The 15,376-nt window shown below is 66.2% G+C and carries 14 protein-coding genes; 9 read left to right on the top strand and 5 right to left on the bottom strand.

The annotated features are described in order from the left end of the window. Positions 1 to 19: 19 nt before the first annotated feature. Positions 20 to 1,207 carry a trans-sulfuration enzyme family protein gene (locus AABA51_RS08085; protein ID WP_338276272.1) on the top strand — a complete coding sequence of 396 codons (1,188 nt, stop codon included), beginning with the start codon at positions 20 to 22 and terminating at the stop codon, positions 1,205 to 1,207. Positions 1,208 to 1,258: 51 nt separating this feature from the next. On the opposite strand, the gene AABA51_RS08080 is transcribed toward AABA51_RS08085, so the two are convergent. Beyond that, positions 1,259 to 1,651 carry a hypothetical protein gene (locus AABA51_RS08080; RefSeq protein WP_338276270.1) on the bottom strand — a complete coding sequence of 131 codons (393 nt, stop codon included), beginning with the start codon at positions 1,649 to 1,651 and terminating at the stop codon, positions 1,259 to 1,261. A gap of 237 nt (positions 1,652 to 1,888) precedes the next feature. Here AABA51_RS08080 and AABA51_RS08075 point away from each other — a divergent pair, with 237 nt between their 5' ends. From AABA51_RS08075 to AABA51_RS08065, 3 genes are all read left to right on the top strand, one after another. Next, positions 1,889 to 2,974 carry an ATP-binding protein gene (locus AABA51_RS08075; RefSeq protein WP_338276268.1) on the top strand — a complete coding sequence of 362 codons (1,086 nt, stop codon included), beginning with the start codon at positions 1,889 to 1,891 and terminating at the stop codon, positions 2,972 to 2,974. A 331-nt stretch (positions 2,975 to 3,305) separates the two neighbouring features. Continuing rightward, positions 3,306 to 3,749, top strand: a complete 444-nt coding sequence (gene aroQ, locus AABA51_RS08070; protein ID WP_338276266.1) for a type II 3-dehydroquinate dehydratase — start codon at positions 3,306 to 3,308, stop codon at positions 3,747 to 3,749. A 23-nt stretch (positions 3,750 to 3,772) separates the two neighbouring features. After that, complete coding sequence (locus tag AABA51_RS08065) at positions 3,773 to 4,555, top strand: helix-turn-helix transcriptional regulator (protein WP_338276264.1); 783 nt, start codon at positions 3,773 to 3,775, stop codon at positions 4,553 to 4,555. 473 nt (positions 4,556 to 5,028) lie between these two features. Here AABA51_RS08065 and tsf read toward each other — a convergent pair whose 3' ends face one another. Next, entirely contained in the window at positions 5,029 to 5,904 is an 876-nt protein-coding gene (gene tsf / locus AABA51_RS08060; protein WP_338276262.1) for a translation elongation factor Ts, read from the bottom strand. A gap of 74 nt (positions 5,905 to 5,978) precedes the next feature. Further along, positions 5,979 to 6,764, bottom strand: a complete 786-nt coding sequence (gene rpsB / locus AABA51_RS08055) for a 30S ribosomal protein S2 (protein WP_338276260.1) — start codon at positions 6,762 to 6,764, stop codon at positions 5,979 to 5,981. A 304-nt stretch (positions 6,765 to 7,068) separates the two neighbouring features. Between rpsB and AABA51_RS08050 the strand changes: the two genes are divergently transcribed. From AABA51_RS08050 to exaC, 5 genes are all read left to right on the top strand, one after another. Then, on the top strand, positions 7,069 to 7,959 hold the full coding sequence (locus AABA51_RS08050; protein ID WP_338276489.1) for a PfkB family carbohydrate kinase: 891 nt from the start codon (positions 7,069 to 7,071) through the stop codon (positions 7,957 to 7,959). After that, positions 7,956 to 8,876: a pseudouridine-5'-phosphate glycosidase gene (locus AABA51_RS08045; protein ID WP_338276258.1), complete on the top strand. Its 921-nt coding sequence runs from the start codon at positions 7,956 to 7,958 to the stop codon at positions 8,874 to 8,876. The genes AABA51_RS08050 and AABA51_RS08045 overlap by 4 nt, the downstream gene beginning before the upstream one ends. 105 nt (positions 8,877 to 8,981) lie before the next feature. Beyond that, positions 8,982 to 9,689 (top strand): DUF502 domain-containing protein, encoded by a 708-nt coding sequence (locus AABA51_RS08040; protein WP_338276256.1) that lies wholly within the window; start codon positions 8,982 to 8,984, stop codon positions 9,687 to 9,689. 288 nt (positions 9,690 to 9,977) lie between these two features. Next, positions 9,978 to 10,748, top strand: a complete 771-nt coding sequence (locus tag AABA51_RS08035; protein ID WP_338276487.1) for a GAF domain-containing protein — start codon at positions 9,978 to 9,980, stop codon at positions 10,746 to 10,748. Between the two features lie 129 nt (positions 10,749 to 10,877). Then, positions 10,878 to 12,398, top strand: coding sequence for an acetaldehyde dehydrogenase ExaC (exaC, locus tag AABA51_RS08030; RefSeq protein WP_338276254.1), 1,521 nt, complete (start codon positions 10,878 to 10,880; stop codon positions 12,396 to 12,398). Positions 12,399 to 12,467: 69 nt separating this feature from the next. Here exaC and AABA51_RS08025 read toward each other — a convergent pair whose 3' ends face one another. Both AABA51_RS08025 and AABA51_RS08020 read right to left on the bottom strand, forming a co-directional pair. After that, positions 12,468 to 13,334 carry a DMT family transporter gene (locus tag AABA51_RS08025; protein WP_338276252.1) on the bottom strand — a complete coding sequence of 289 codons (867 nt, stop codon included), beginning with the start codon at positions 13,332 to 13,334 and terminating at the stop codon, positions 12,468 to 12,470. Between the two features lie 112 nt (positions 13,335 to 13,446). Further along, positions 13,447 to 15,261 carry an extracellular solute-binding protein gene (locus AABA51_RS08020; RefSeq protein WP_338276250.1) on the bottom strand — a complete coding sequence of 605 codons (1,815 nt, stop codon included), beginning with the start codon at positions 15,259 to 15,261 and terminating at the stop codon, positions 13,447 to 13,449. Positions 15,262 to 15,376 lie beyond the last annotated feature (115 nt).

The raw sequence follows: 15,376 nt of genomic DNA, 5'->3' as shown, positions 1-15,376 counted from the left end.
CTTCCCTGATGGAGATCCCATGACCGACCGCCGCAATGACCGCCCCCAGACCCTCGTGCGCCGCCTGCCGCTCCGCGAGGGCGTCAGCAGGCCCGTGGTCACCCCGATCCAGCCCTCGGTGGTCTATGCCTCGCCCTCGATCGACACGCTCCACGCCCAGTACGAGGGCCGCGCGCAGGGCTATACCTATGCCCGCGAGGGCCATCCCAATGCGACCCTTCTGGCCCAACGCATCGACATGCTCGAAGGGGCCACCAACGGCCTCATCACCGGCTCAGGCATGTCCGCCGTCACCGCCGCGATCATGGGGCTTCTGGGGGCAGGGGACCATATCATCGGGGCCGACCAGCTCTATGGCCGCTCGCTGCGCCTGATGCACCAGGATCTGGCCCGTTTCGGCATCTCCACCACGGTCGTCGATCCGACCAAGCCCGAGGCGCTCCGCGCCGCCATCCGCCCCGAGACCAAGATGATCCTGCTCGAGGTCGTCTCGAACCCCACGCTGCGGATTGCCGACATGGACGGTATCCTTGCCGTCGCGCGCGAGGCCGGCGTGCGCGTCGCCGTCGACAACACCTTCACCACGCCGATCGGCTACCGCCCCTTCGACCATGGCGCCGATATCGTCATCCATTCGGTGACCAAGCTTCTGGCCGGCCATTCCGATGTCACGCTCGGCTATGTCGCCGCCCGCGATCCGGCGGATGCCAAGGCGATCTACGATTTCGCCGTCACCACAGGCATGACGCCCAGCCCCTATGAATGCTGGCTGGCCGAACGCGGCCTCTACACCTTCCCGCTGCGTTTCGACCGGGCCGAGGCGAATGCCGCCAAACTGGCCGATTGGCTGGCCGACCAGCCCAAGGTGGCGCAGGTGCTTTACCCCGGCCGCGCCGATCACCCCGACCATGCACAGGCGCAAAAGCTTCTGGGCGGGCGCTATGGCAACATGCTCAGCTTCCGCATCCATGGCGACGAGGCTGCCGCCAACCGCATGATCATGGCCATGCCCGACATGGCCTTTGCCCCCACGCTCGGCGATGTGGGCACCACGGTCAGCCACCCGCCCTCCTCCTCCCACCGGGGCCTGACGCCGGAGGGGCGGGCCGCACTCGGCATCACCGACGGTTTCTTCCGCCTCTCGGTCGGGATCGAGGATGTGGATCTCCTGATCGCCGATTTCGCGGCGGGGCTTGCGGCTGTCTGAACGACGGCAAAGGGGCAGGGGGCGGCGATGCGCGCCTGTTCCTTGCGCGTCCTAAAGCGAATGCAACGGCGTCGATCCGTCCAGCACGATCACGTCGAAATTGATTGTGGGCGATTGCGCGGCCACTTCGCGCCGGATCAGGTTCGCACTCGGCAAACGGTCGACCAGCGCAAGGTAACGCCCGCGATAGCCGCATTGCGTCAGGATGCGCGCAAGATCGAGCGCGTCGAATTCCGGCGTGAGCAGCGGCGACAGCACCAGCCCCGGTGCATCCGGTCCACTCAGGCGGCGCTCGGACAGCATATGATACGGCACCCGCTGGATCCGTGCATCGGGATGCAGCACGTGACGGGGCAGGGCGCCCAACGCCTCATCGCTCAAGGCAAGCACGACCACCGCCTTGGCGGGCCCGTTCTCTTCCAGATCATTCGGGCGGCCCGGCACCGCCGGGCGCCTATCTCTTCCGTCCATCATCGGCGTTATGCCAGGGCAGGTCCGGTCGTTCCGGGGGAACATGAATGGCGAACACCCCCCACCACCAAGGTGCCGCCCCTCGAAAATACATCGCGACTCGGTCTTTGGCAAAGACAACTTTTGGAAACGCACAGGTTTTCCACATGATTGCCAAGCCCCCGTTTTTGCGGCACGTCAGACCGGCACGATCAGGGGAGCGATCCGGCCATGGCCGATACACCACTTGGCGACGTGATGAACGCGGTGCCCGATCCGATGCTGCACCTGTCGGCCAGCGGGCAGATCGAGGCGGCCAATGCGGCGGCGCGCGCGCTTCTGGGCGACTGGATCGAGGGGCGCAGCTGCGCCACCGTCCTGCGCCAGCCAGGCCTTCTGAACCGGGTCGAGGCCGTGCAGGCCGGCGAGCCGGCGGGCGAGGCGCGGATGCAGATCACCGACCAGACCGGCGAAACCCAGTATCTCGTGCGGATCACGCCCGTGGGCGATCCCGCGCCGCGCTCGGGTCAGCGCGCGCTCTTGCTGCATTTCACCGACATCACCCATCTGCGCGAAGCCGAAGAGATGCGCCGCGATTTCGTCGCAAATGTCAGCCATGAATTGCGCACGCCGCTCACGGCCGTCCTGGGCTTCATCGAAACGCTGCGCGGCCCGGCCAAGGACGACACCGCCGCCCGCGACCGTTTCCTGGGCATCATGGAGGGCGAAGCGCGTCGGATGAACCGGCTCGTCTCCGATCTCCTGTCGCTCAGCCGCGTCGAATCGCAAGAACGTCAGCGCCCCTCGACCGAGGTCGATCTGCGCGCCGTGCTCGATGGCGTGATCGCGGCGCTGAAACCCGCCGCCGAGGATCAGGGATCGACCCTGCAACTCGACCTGCAACCGGCCGATCCCGCGCTGCTTCTCGGGGCCGCAGGGCAGGGGTTCCGCATGAAGGGAGACCGCGATCAGCTGATGCAGGTTTTCCTGAACCTGACCGAGAATGCGCTGAAATACGGCGGTGCCGGACGGCCCGTGACCTTGCGGCTCGGCTGGCAGGACGGCACCGGCAATCTCAAGGGTCCGCTGCTGCGCGCTGATGTGATCGACCGTGGCGACGGCATCGATCCCTTGCATCTGCCGCGTCTGACCGAACGCTTCTACCGCGTCGACACGCATCGCAGCCGCGCGATGGGCGGCACGGGGCTCGGGCTCGCCATCGTCAAGCATATCGTGAACCGCCATCGGGGGCGGCTGCGCATCGACTCGGTGCAGGGACAGGGCAGCACCTTCACGGTGCTGTTTCCGGCCGATTGATCCGTGACGGGGGTCTCCCCGATCGGACATCCATAAGTCCTGTAATCATGATTATGTTAAATATTGATATGGTGCGGTCCCACAACAAACGCCCATCCACCCAAACCCCGCGCAATCCAATCCCTGATGCACACGGTGAACAACGCTCCCTTGGGCATTGATAGAAAACGATTTTTGCCAGATGGCGTGACGCAATCCCCGGCTGCCATCTGCTTCCGCAATCCCTGCGCAACCCACCGTCTTTCCGGCCAAACACTTGAGCTTCTTGGATTAATGCCTCTTCCGTGGGCGGCAATCCTTCGTATACTGCGGTGGTTATTGGGGAAAATGCATGAATATCCTGGTCCTGAACGGCCCGAACCTGAACCTGCTCGGCACCCGTGAGCCCGCGATCTACGGCCACACGACCCTCGCCGACATCGAGGCCGATTGCATCGCCCATGGCAAAACCCTCGGCCTGGCCGTCACCTGCGCCCAATCCAACCACGAAGGCGCGCTGATCGACCACCTGCATGCTGCGCGCGGCACCATGGCGGGCGTCGTGCTGAACGCGGGCGCCTATACCCATACCTCCGTCGCGCTCCGCGATGCGATCACGGCCAGCGAATTGCCCGTGGTCGAACTGCACCTGTCCAACACCCATGCGCGGGAAAGCTTCCGCCATGTCTCGCTCATCGCGCCGGTCTGCATCGGCGTGATCCAGGGGTTCGGTGCGCGCGGCTACCGGCTCGCGCTCCAGGCGTTGTGCGGCCACCTCCAACAAGGCTCTGAATGAAGCGGCTGCGTCCATATCTTTCCATGACCTCGGTCGAGGAGCTCTGGGCGCATCATACCGAAGTCATGGCCAGCTACGGCTTCGACCGGCTCTTTTACGCCTTCAACGCCTTTCGCGGCGCGGGTCTTTACGACAATCCCGAGGATGCGCTGCTCCTGACCAACATGCCGACCGATTACATCGATGCCTATGTCGATGGCGGCATGTTCCGGGATGGCGTGATGATGCGATGGGCCATCCAGAACACCGGCAGCGCATCCTGGGAACGCGTCTATGCCGAAATGGCCGATCAACCGCTGACCGATGGCGAACGCGCCTTGCGCGCGCTGCATGAACGCCATGGCATCCTTGCGGGCTACACGATCAGCTTTCCCATGGCGATCAAGAATGCCAATGCCGGCATCGGCATGGCCGTGCGGCGCGACATGACCCAGGCGGATGCCGATGCGGTCTGGGCCGAACACGGAGCCGAGATCGAGATCCTCAACCATGTCGCCCATCTGTGCATCCTGCAATTGCCCGCTACCGGCCAGCGACGGCTGCTCACCCCCCGTCAGGCCGAGGTGCTGGAGCTTGTGGCCGACGGCAAGACGATGCAGGACATCGCCCTGATCCTCGGGCGCAACGTGGCCACCGTCGAAAAACACCTGCGCGGCGCGCGTGACGCGCTCGGCGTCGAAACCACGGCACAGGCCGTGCGCAAGGCCTCGATCCTGAACCAGATTTTCCGGATCGAAACGCTGCCGCACAAAGGCCAGCAGGCCAACCTGTCCCGCCCCGCCGCGTCCCTTGCCCAGACGGGCTGACCGGGCGGGTAAGGATTTCCACCGTTTTGCCAAAGCGGCTCTCGCGGCATCCTGTCCCCGTTCCGCGAGTGATGGCCATTTGGTCAGGAACACGGGGGATCGGACGGTTTAGTCCCGTCGCGTTGATCCTCCATCGGGAAGCCGAAAAGACGCGTGCCCCTGCGCGATTACGCTGGTGGCACGGGTCGTCCCATCGGGTCCGGTGCCTGTCCCGTGACGCATGTCCCCGGCACCTGGCCCTCTTTCGGCGGCGCCGTCCTGTCCCGAGGGCGGCGCCGTTTTCTGGGCGATCCGCGCTGTCCGAATGACAAAGGGCAGGGAAACCCCCTGCCCTCCTCACGGTCTTTTCGTTGTTCTCGCACGCGCAGCGCGCGAAGGCACCAAAGGCGGGACCGGGTTTGGTCCGGGGCTCCGCCCGTGAAACCCTCAATCGCTCCACAGGAGCGATTGCCCGCCAAAGGCTGGACCGGGTTTCACCCCTTCACGGCTTTGGCGACTTCCTCGGCGAAGTTCTCTTCCTTCTTCTCGATCCCCTCGCCCACTTCGAGGCGGACGAAACCGGTGATCGTGGCACCCGCTTCCTTGGCGGCGGCTCCCACGGTCAGGTCGGGGTTGATCACGAAAGCCTGGTTGACCAGCGTGATGTCGGCCAGGAACTTCTTCATCCGGCCTTCGATCATCTTCTCGATCACGGCTTCCGGCTTGCCGGATTCGCGCGCGATGTCGATCTGGATCTGGCGTTCCTTTTCCACCAGCGCCGGGTCCACGTCGCCCTCGTCAAGCGCGGCCGGGTTCACGGCGGCCACATGCATCGCGACCTGCTTGGCAAAGGCCTCGTCGCCCCCGGTCATCGCGACCAGAACGCCGATCTTGCCCATGCCGTCGGCGGCCGCATTGTGGATGTAGGACACGACGGTCTCACCCTCGATGCGGGCCATGCGGCGCACGCCCATGTTTTCGCCGATCGTGGCGATCTTGTCGGTCAGCGTGTCGGCGATGGATTTGCCGCCCATGTCGGCCGCCAGCAGCGCCTCGACATCGGACGCACCGAGCGCCGCCTTCGCGATCCCTGCGACCATGCCCTGGAATTCGGCATTCTTGGCCACGAAATCGGTTTCCGAATTCACCTCGACCGCGACGCCCGTGCCACCGGTGACGGCGACGGCCACGAGGCCTTCTGCGGCCGTGCGGCCCGATTTCTTGGCGGCCTTGGCCAGACCCTTGGTGCGCAGCCAATCGACGGCGGCTTCGAAATCGCCATCGGTCTCGGTCAGCGCCTTCTTGGCGTCCATCATGCCTGCGCCGGTCGCTTCGCGCAGTTCCTTCACCATTGCAGCGGTAATCGCCATGAGCTTTCTCCTGATATCACTTGGGGCGCGCAAGGCATCTGCCCTGCGCGCGTGTCAATTGCATGACAAGGGGTTCAGCCCTCGGCGGCGTCTTCGGCCACGGCCTCTTCGGCGAGCGCCTCATCGGCGGCCACCTCTTCGAAGGCCCCGATATCGACACCTGCGGTCTGCAGCTGGGCCGACATGCCGTCGAGTGCCGCGCGGCTGATCAGGTCGCAGTAAAGCGCGATGGCACGGGCCGCATCGTCATTGCCGGGGATGACGTAATCGACGCCATCGGGCGAGCAATTGGTGTCGACCACGGCCACGACCGGGATGCCCAGCTTGCGGGCTTCGGCGATGGCGAGATCTTCCTTGTTCACGTCGATGACGAACAACAGATCCGGCAGGCCGCCCATCTGGCGGATGCCGCCGAGCGAGGCCTGCAGCTTGACTTGGTCACGCTCCATGCCCAGACGCTCTTTCTTGGTCAGGCCGTCCAGACCCTGCTCCATCTGCTCGTCGATGGATTTCAGACGCTGGATCGAATTCGACACGGTCTTCCAGTTGGTGAGCGTGCCGCCCAGCCAGCGGTGGTTCATGTAGTATTGCGCGCAGCGCTCGGCGGCTTCCGCGATCGGCTTTTGCGCCTGGCGCTTGGTGCCGACGAAGAGGATACGGCCGCCCTTGGCGACGGTTTCGCGCACGACCTGCAGCGCCTGGTCGAGCAATTCGACGGTCTGGGTCAGGTCGATGATGTGGATGCCGTTGCGGTCGCCGTAGATATACGGGCCCATCCGCGGGTTCCAGCGCTGGGTCTGGTGGCCGTAGTGAACGCCAGCTTCGAGAAGCTGACGCAGCGAGAAATCAGGAAGCGCCATCCCAATGGTTCCTTTCCGGTTTGCGCCTGAGCGGAGGATAGGGGCATCTGCCCCAACCGGTGGACGCTGCGGGGATGTCTCCCGCCGCAGGCCCGCCTCCGCCTGTGAAGTGAGCGTGCCGTTACGGGGTTTTCGGGGGAATGGCAAGCCCCTGGCAGGCCGGTTTTCCTTGTGTCGGGGGATTGGGGGCTCTGCCCCCGGCGCGTTCCGCGCCTCCCCCGGAGTTTTCGGGCCAAGATGAAGGGCAGGCGTAGGGCACAGATGATGGATGGATTCTGGCGGGGGGCTTTTGTAGATGCAGATCATGACAGACAGCCCCGATATCCTCTGCATCGGTTCGGTCCTTTGGGACATCATCGGCCGCACGCCCCTGCACATGGCACCGGGCAATGACAAGCCGGGGCGCATCGCGCGCGGACCCGGTGGGGTCGCGCTCAACATCGCCATGACGCTCCGGCGTTTCGGGATGCGGCCGGGGCTTGTCTCGGTCCTGGGCGATGACGCGGCGGGGCGCGAACTGATGGCGGCCTGCGCGGCGATGGGGCTGGATTGTCGGGGCCTTCTGATCGATCCCGACCTGCCCACCGATTGCTACATGGCGATCGAGGCCGAGGGCGCGCTGGTCGCGGCGCTCGCCGATGCCCATTCGCTGGAGGCGGCGGGCGCACGCATCCTCGCCCCCCTCACCGATGGGCGCCTGGCACGCCCGGAGGCGCCCTGGACCGGCCCCATCGCCATCGATGGCAACCTGACCGAGGCGCTTTTGACCGAGATCGCGGGAAGCCCCGTCTTTGCCTTTGCCGATCTGCGCCTTGCCCCCGCCTCGCCGGGCAAGGCCGAGCGCCTGCGCCCCTTCCTGCGCCATCCGCGCGCGACGCTTTACGTGAACCGCGAGGAAGCGGGGCTTCTGACCGGCACGCGGCCCGCCAATGCCGCCGCCGCCGCTGCCGCCCTTCTGGCCCATGGCGCGCGGCGGGTGCTGGTGACCGCCGGGGCCGAGATGGCGGTCGATGCCGATGCGACCGGCACGATCAGCGCGGTTCCTCCACCGGTCGAGGCGCATCGCATCACCGGGGCGGGCGACACCTTCATGGCGGCCCATGTCGCGGCCGAACAATCGGGGCTGAGCCGCGAGGCCGCCCTTGCCCGCGCCGTCCGGGCCGCCGCCACCTATGTCTCGGGAGAAGACCCATGAGCGCCCTGCCCCCCCTGCCCCTTGTTCTCTCCACCGAAATCGCCGAGGCCATGGCGCGCGGCGCGCCCGTCGTGGCGCTGGAATCGACCATCATCACCCATGGCATGCCCTTTCCCCAGAACCTCGCGACCGCCCGTGCGGTCGAGGACGAGGTGCGCCGCGCGGGCGCCGTGCCCGCCACGATCGCGGTCCTGGGCGGGACCATCCATGTGGGACTGGAACCTGCCGCGCTCGAAACTTTGGCAGAGGCCCAGGGCGTGGCCAAGCTCAGCCGTGCAGATCTCGCCGCCTGCATCGCCACGGGCGGCACCGGGGCCACGACGGTCGCCGCCACCATGATCTGTGCCGCCCGCGCGGGCATCGCCGTTTTCGCCACGGGCGGCATCGGCGGCGTTCACAAGGGCGCGGAGGAGAGCTTCGACATCTCCGCCGATCTGCAGGAACTGGCCCAGACGCCCGTGACGGTGGTCGCCGCCGGGGCCAAGGCCATCCTCGACCTGCCCAAGACGCTCGAGGTCCTGGAAACGCTCGGCGTGCCCGTGATCGCCGTGGGGCAGAATGCCTTTCCCGCCTTCTGGAGCCGGGACAGCGGCCTGCCCGCGCCCTTGCGCATGGATGATCCTGCCGCCATTGCGCGGGCCCACAAGATGCGCGCGGCCCTTGGCCTGCCCGGCGGGCAATTGGTGGCCAATCCCATCCCCGCCGCCGATGAAATCGCAAGCGGGGCCCTCGCCCCCCTGATCGCGCAAACCCAGGCCGAGGCCGAGGCACAGGGCATCGCGGGCAAATCCGTGACCCCCTTCCTCCTCCAGCGGCTCTTCGAGCTGACCGAGGGGCGCACGCTTGCCTCCAACATCGCGCTGGTGCTGAACAATGCCCGCCTTGCCGCGCGCATCGCCACGGCCCTGGCGGCGTAAGCGCCGCAGGGATCGGCCGCATAGATTGCTTGTGCGCCCGGGACCGCGCGCTTAGATAAAGGCCAAAGGGCGCAGCCGACGCCCAGGCCCCGACCGGATCCCGCGATGAAACTGCCCGAAACACCCCCGCCCCCGCGTCGCGGATTTTTCTCCTCTTTCCGGTCGAATTTCCTGACCGGGTTGATCGTGATCGCCCCCATCGGCATCACGATCTGGCTCTTGTGGACGCTGGCGGGCTGGATCGACGGCTGGGTCCTGCCGCTCATCCCCACGCGCTACAATCCCGCCCATCTGATCAATCTATACACCGGGTTCGAGGTCGATATCCGCGGCATCGGCGTGGTGACCTTCCTCATCTTCACCGTGGTCGTGGGCTGGCTTGCCAAGGGGCTGATCGGGCGCTCGCTCATCCGCTGGGCGGAAAGCCTGGTCCTGTCCATCCCGGTCATCCGCTCGCTCTATTCGGGCCTCAAGCAGATCGCCGAAACCGTCCTGCAACAGGGCCAGCAGAATTTCGACAAGGCCTGCCTGATCGAATATCCGCGCAAGGGGATCTGGGCCATCGCCTTCATCTCGACCAAGGCGCGGGGCGAGGTTCAGGCGAAAACCGCCGATGACGTGGTGGCCGTCTTCATGCCCACGACGCCCAATCCGACCTCGGGCTTCCTGCTCTTCGTGCCGCAAAAGGACGTGATGGTCCTCAACATGCCGGTGGAGGATGCGGCCAAGCTGATCATCTCGGCAGGTCTCGTCTATCCCAATGCCGAGGATCCCACCAAACCGCCCAAGGCCCTGCCCGACGCCGCAGAGTAAGCGCGCAGTCGCCCTGCCCCGATGCCGCACCGACGCGAAACGGGCTAGGCGGATGCAACCCACGCGCGTATCCTCCCTATCAGGAGGAGCCGGATCATCACCCATCCAACCCACCATGTGGAACGGGTCCTGCAAACCGTGACCGATGCCAAGGCCGCGGCGCTCTCGCGGCTTGCGGCCTCCTGGCGGCGCTCGCTCGACCATCACGGGCTCGACCCGGCCAGCCGCGACGGCGTGGCCCGTGTCGATGCGACAGCCCTGTCCGAACGCCGCGACCGGGCGCAGGCGATGCTGCGGGTGGCCGCCCCCCGACTCGATGCGCTCTACCAGCTTGTCGGCAGTTCGGGCTGCGGTGTGCTTCTGACCGATGCGGAGGGCGTGGTGCTCGACCTGCGCGTGTCGGACGGCGACCGCCACGTGTTCGAGGCCTGGGGCCTCAGCGCCGGGGCCGATTGGTCCGAGGCGTCGGAGGGGACGAACGGCATCGGCACCTGCCTGGCCGAAAACCGCCGCGTCATCATCCACCGCGACGAGCATTTCCATGCCCGCAACACGGCGATGAGCTGCATGGATGCCCCCATCTACGGCCCCGAGGGGGAGGTGGTGGCCGCCCTCGATGTCTCGTCGGCCCGCGCCGACCAGACCGAGGGCTTCAACCGCCTGATCGCCGCCATGGTCGCCCAGACCGCGCGCCAGATCGAAACCGACACCTTCCGCGCAAGCTTCCCCAAGGCCCGCATCCTTGTCGCTGAGGCGCCCGAGACGGAGGCCGCGACCCTTCTGGCCGTCAATGGCGACGATATCGTCGTGGGGGCCACCCGTGGCGCGCGCCGCGCCTTTGGGCTCGCCTCCACCGGCCCCATCGCACCCGTCCCCACGGTCGATCTTCTGGGGCGCGACGATGGCCCCTCTGGCTTTGAAAAGGCCGAACGCGCCGCCGTGATGCGCGCGCTCGCCCGTGCCGATGGCAATGTGTCGGAGGCCGCCCGCGCCCTTGGCGTGGGCCGCGCCACGCTCTATCGGCGGATGAAACGCCTCGGCCTCGACGAAAGCCGCTGAACCTGTCTCAAAGCTGAGACAGGCGCGCCCCCTCCCCCGCTTCCCCCCTCCTGACAGGCCCGAAAGCCTCCGTCATGCCCTCTCCAGCGCGGTGCGGAGGGCACCGCCGCTTCAGGAGGAGAAGACCCAATGAACGAGATGACCCAGATCGCGAGCACGCAAGTGTCGCCCTTCAAGACCCGCTATGACAATTTCATTGGTGGCCGCTTCGTCGCCCCGGTGAACGGGCGCTACATGGACAACATCACCCCCATCACCGGTGAGGTCGTGTGTCAGGTCGCCCGCTCCGACAAGGCCGATGTGGAACTGGCCCTCGACGCCGCCCATGCCGCGAAAGACGCCTGGGGCAAGACCAGCGCCGCCGAACGCTCCAACATCCTGCTCAAGATCGCCGACCGGCTCGAGGCGAACCTCGACCTGCTCGCCCGGGCCGAAACCTGGGACAACGGCAAGCCGATCCGCGAAACCACCCATGCCGATATCCCGCTCTCGGTCGACCATTTCCGCTATTTCGCGGGCGTCCTGCGCAGCCAGGAAGGCACGATGTCCGAGATCGACCATGACACCGTCGCCTATCATTTCCACGAACCTCTGGGTGTCGTGGGCCAGATCATCCCGTGGAACTTCTCGATCCTGATGGCGGCCTGGAAACTCGCGCCCGCGCTGGCGGCCGGCAATTGCATCGTGATGAAACCCGCCGAACAGACGCCCGCCGCGATCATGGTTCTGGCCGAGCTTGTCGCCGATCTTCTGCCCGCCGGTGTCCTCAACATCGTCAACGGCACCGGGGCCGAGGCGGGCGACGCTCTGGCCCGCTCCACCCGGATCGCCAAGATCGCCTTCACCGGCTCCACCGCCACGGGCCGCAAGATCATGGAGGCCGCGACCGTCAACCTCATCCCCGTCACGCTGGAACTGGGTGGCAAATCGCCCAACATCTTCTTCTCCGACGTGATGGCCCAGGATGACGCCTTCCTCGACAAGGCGGTCGAAGGTTTCGTCCTCTTCGCCTTCAACCAGGGCGAGGTCTGCACCTGCCCCTCCCGCGCGCTGATCCAGGAAGACATCTACGAGGAATTCATCTCGCGCTGCATCGCGCGGGTGAAAGCCATCCAGCAGGGCGATCCCCGCGACATGGCCACCATGGTCGGCGCACAGGCCAGCCAGCAGCAATTCGACAAGATCATGTCCTACTTCACCATCGGCGTCGAAGAAGGGGCCGAGGTTCTGGTCGGCGGCGATGCGGCACGCTTCAACGATGACCTCTCGGGGGGCTTCTACATCCAGCCCACCATCCTGAAAGGCCACAACAAGATGCGCGTCTTCCAGGAAGAAATCTTTGGCCCCGTCGTCTCCGTCACGACCTTCAAGGACGAGGAAGAGGCGCTCCAGATCGCCAATGACACGATGTATGGCCTTGGTGCCGGTGTCTGGACCCGCGACGGGACCCGCGCCTACCGCTTCGGCCGCAACATCGAGGCGGGCCGCGTCTGGGTCAACAACTACCACGCCTATCCCGCCCATGCGGCCTTCGGCGGCTACAAGCAATCGGGCATCGGCCGCGAGACCCACAAGATGATGCTCGACCACTACCAACAGACAAAAAACATGCTCGTAAGTTACAACCCTAACAAGCTCGGCTTCTTCTGACGTTATAGGGGCAGTAACGAGTGCCGGGCGGCTCCTCGGGGCCGCCCGGATGCGTATCCCCGATCCGGCTCAGGCGGGTATCGGTGCCGCGCGGCTCCGTCCGGTCGCGTTCATCAGCACGGCGGCCAGCACGAAAACACCCCCGATCATCGTGGCCCGGCTCGCCCCCTCGCCCATCACCAGCCAGACCAGAAGCGGCGCGAGCATCACCTCCAGAAGCGAGATGAGCGTCAATTCCGCCGCCGGCACCACGCGGCTGCCCAGCGTGTAAAGCACCATGCCCCCCGCCAGCGTCACGGCCCCCATGAACAGCGACCAGCCAAGATCAGCCACCGGCACGATCAACGAAGCGCCCGCCGCCCCCGCCATCACCGCGCCCGCGATCAGGCTGAAGATACCCCCCAACAGCACGATGGGCATCGGATCGGCCAATCCCGCCCGCCGCAGCGTGACGGTAAAGACAGCAAATCCACTGGCCGAGATCAGCGCCGCCAGGTTGCCCGCCAGCGCCCCCCGGTCGAGCCCGCCTTGCACCATCACCGCGATCCCCACTGCCGCCACCCCGATGGAGGCCCAGGTCCGCCCCCGCACCCGTTCCCCCAGCACGGCCCAGCCCAACAGCGCCGTGATGAAAGGGGAGGCCGAGAACAGGAACACCGCATTGGCGATGCTCGTCGACTGGATCGCATAGACCGCGCCGCCAAAGGCCAGGATCAGACCCAGCGCCCCCACGACCCCTGCGGCCCCAATGGCATGCAGCCGTCTTGCCCCGCCCGTCCAGATAACGAAAGCCGCAACCACCGGCACCATGCCCGCCGAGCGCCAGAACAAGATCGCCCAAGGATCGGCCACCGCGATCTGGCGAAAGATCAGCCCCTGGCAGGACCAAAGCATCGTCGCCGCGACCGCCAGCCCCACGCCGGTCCTGTATTCCATCGCGCCGCCTCATCCGCCTTGTCCGACGGATGTCTTGTCAACCGCGCGCGCGCGCCTGTCCCGCCCGGAACCGACGCGCCTTCATGCCGTTTTCAGCGCAGGACAGGCGGTCCTATTCCACCCACCAGACATCGGGCGACCAGCCGATCCAATCGCCATAGATCGGGATCGTCTCGGGGAACCGCAGCCGCGCATCATGCGCGATCCGGCTGACCGGGTTGTGCCAGAAGGGCACGACATAGCGCTGCGAGGTCAGAACCCGGTCCAGCGCCCGCACGGCGGCCACGTAATCCTCCTGGCTTTCGGAATTCAGCATCCGCCCGATCATCGCCTCGATGGCCGGATGACACGCCCCCATCAGGTTGCGCGATCCCGTCACTTCGACCATCTCGCAGCCCCAATAGCTGTATTGCTCGTTGCCGGGCGACAGCGACAGGCCGTAGCGCTCGTAGATCATGTCGAAATCGAAATTGTCCCGACGCTCCCGGAATTGCGCCGCATCGACCCGCGACACCTCCACCGCGATGCCCAGCCGCGCCAGCGCCTCGGTGTAGATGTTCACGATGGCCTCGTTCTCGGCCGATCCGGTCTGCAACAGGATGTCGAAGGTAAAGGGCGCGCCCTCGGGCGTCGTCATCACCCCGTTCTCGACCCTGTAGCCCGCCTGTTCCAACAGCTCGATGGCCGCAGCGATCCCCGCGCGGTTGCGTTCTGTCCCGTCGGACACGGGCATCTCGTAGCCCTCCAGCGCGCCGGGCAGCAAATCCCCCGCAAAGGGTTCCAGGAAGTCTGCCACCCGCCCCGCCGCAGGCCCCGCCTCCATCGCCAGCACCGAATTGGCGAAATAGGAGGTGATGCGCGGATCGACGCCCCCGTTCAGCGTCTGGTTGATGAATTCCGCCGGAAAGGCCCGGATCATCGCCTCGCGCACCCGCCAATCGGCAAAAGCCGCCTGCCGCGTGTTCATCACGAACCCCGTCATCCCCGATGGCCGCTGATGCGGCACCTCCGACAGAACCACCTCGCCCGACTGCACGCGCGGGAAATCGTAATTATTGGCCCAGGCCTGCGCCGAGGTTTCGCGCATCATCGACAACAGCCCCGCGGTAAAGGCCTCCGTCATCGCGGTGCCGTCGGCGAAAAACTCCATCCGCACCTCGTCGATCACGTTGGTGCCCCGCCGGAACGGCAGATCGGCCCCCCAGTAATCGGGGTTGCGCGTCAGCGTCACGAACCGGCCCGCCTCGAAATCGGACACGACATAGGGCGCAGAAGCGATGGGGATGACATCAAGCCCCGATTGCGTGAAATCCCGCCCCTCCCATTGCGCGGCCTGCAGGATCGGGCGCAGGCCCATGATCATCGCCAACTCCCGGTCGGGTTCGGCGAAACTGATGCGGACCGAACGCTCGCCCGTGGCCTCGATCCCCGACACCCGGCTCCATGTGCCAAGGTAACGGGGATGGCCCACGGTGCCCAGCGTCTCCATCGACCAGATCACATCGGCGACCGTGACGGGGCTGCCATCGGAAAACCGCGCCTCCGGGCGCAGGGTAAATTCGACCCAGGAATGGTCGGGGGCCACCTCCACCGATTCGGCGAGCAGCCCGTAGAGCGTGAAGGGCTCGTCCCAGGACCGGCCCAGCAGCGATTCGTAGGCCAGAAGCCGCAATTGCCACGGCACCGACCCCGCCCGGATATGCGGATTGAGGCTGTCGAAACTGCCCACCTCGCCCGTCACCACGCGCCCGCCCGTGGGTGCATCGGGATTGGCATAGGGCAGATGCGTGAAATCGGGACCGAGCGCCGGCTCCCCATACATTGCGATCCCATGCGTCGGCTGCGCGATACCTGCCCCGGCCAGCGCCACGGCCAGCCCAAAAGCCACCACCGCGGCCTGGGCGCGCGGGAAACAATTCCTGTGCATCTGCAAACAATCCTCGTCCGATCAAGCGAAACTGGTCCAAGGCTAGCCCTGCGGCCTGACCATTACAAACCCTTCGCGCGGATTTTCGGTTGGACAAGGGCCAAGCCATTGCTTA

The organism is Roseicyclus marinus (assembly GCF_036322625.1).
GTDB classification, from domain to species: domain Bacteria; phylum Pseudomonadota; class Alphaproteobacteria; order Rhodobacterales; family Rhodobacteraceae; genus Roseicyclus; species Roseicyclus marinus_A.
Note: the sequence above shows the minus strand (reverse complement) of the source record. Positions and strands in the feature narration are given on the sequence as shown.

Excerpts from the sequence above, each read along its gene's own strand:
- AABA51_RS08085 (WP_338276272.1), top strand. The coding sequence starts at position 20 with ATGACCGACCGCCGCAATGACCGCCCCCAGACCCTCGTGCGCCGCCTG.
- AABA51_RS08075 (WP_338276268.1), top strand. The coding sequence starts at position 1,889 with ATGGCCGATACACCACTTGGCGACGTGATGAACGCGGTGCCCGATCCG.
- AABA51_RS08020 (WP_338276250.1), bottom strand. The coding sequence starts at position 15,261 with ATGCACAGGAATTGTTTCCCGCGCGCCCAGGCCGCGGTGGTGGCTTTT.
- AABA51_RS08035 (WP_338276487.1), top strand. The coding sequence starts at position 9,978 with ATGCTGCGGGTGGCCGCCCCCCGACTCGATGCGCTCTACCAGCTTGTC.
- tsf (WP_338276262.1), bottom strand. The coding sequence starts at position 5,904 with ATGGCGATTACCGCTGCAATGGTGAAGGAACTGCGCGAAGCGACCGGC.
- AABA51_RS08050 (WP_338276489.1), top strand. The coding sequence starts at position 7,069 with ATGACAGACAGCCCCGATATCCTCTGCATCGGTTCGGTCCTTTGGGAC.
- exaC (WP_338276254.1), top strand. The coding sequence starts at position 10,878 with ATGAACGAGATGACCCAGATCGCGAGCACGCAAGTGTCGCCCTTCAAG.
- aroQ (WP_338276266.1), top strand. The coding sequence starts at position 3,306 with ATGAATATCCTGGTCCTGAACGGCCCGAACCTGAACCTGCTCGGCACC.
- AABA51_RS08040 (WP_338276256.1), top strand. The coding sequence starts at position 8,982 with ATGAAACTGCCCGAAACACCCCCGCCCCCGCGTCGCGGATTTTTCTCC.
- AABA51_RS08045 (WP_338276258.1), top strand. The coding sequence starts at position 7,956 with ATGAGCGCCCTGCCCCCCCTGCCCCTTGTTCTCTCCACCGAAATCGCC.
- rpsB (WP_338276260.1), bottom strand. The coding sequence starts at position 6,764 with ATGGCGCTTCCTGATTTCTCGCTGCGTCAGCTTCTCGAAGCTGGCGTT.
- AABA51_RS08025 (WP_338276252.1), bottom strand. The coding sequence starts at position 13,334 with ATGGAATACAGGACCGGCGTGGGGCTGGCGGTCGCGGCGACGATGCTT.
- AABA51_RS08065 (WP_338276264.1), top strand. The coding sequence starts at position 3,773 with ATGACCTCGGTCGAGGAGCTCTGGGCGCATCATACCGAAGTCATGGCC.